A 230-nucleotide genomic window follows, 5' to 3' on the forward strand; every position below is an offset into this window, starting at 1 on the left:
TTGTCGCCAGCCTGGAAACTTGCATCACCGCTGCCCGCTTGCTTTGCCTTATCCAGCTGCGTAGACACCGTCACGCGGTTCGTACCTGCTGTTCCCCCTGCTCCTGCAGGGCGCATTGCACCGCCAAATGTGCCCGCAGAGCTGCGTGCCGTCGCTTTCCCTGCTGTGCCATAGCCCGTACTGCCAGGTGCTGTACCAGCGGCTGATCCACCGCCTGCACCATTGTAGCC

General features: G+C 62.6%; 1 pseudogene. It reads right to left on the reverse strand.

The features are described from left to right. Positions 1-230, reverse strand: a pseudogene (locus QP775_RS25675) (hypothetical protein); the annotation flags it as partial.

Source organism: Paenibacillus sp. UMB4589-SE434, assembly GCF_030226685.1.
GTDB lineage: Bacteria > Bacillota > Bacilli > Paenibacillales > Paenibacillaceae > Paenibacillus_B.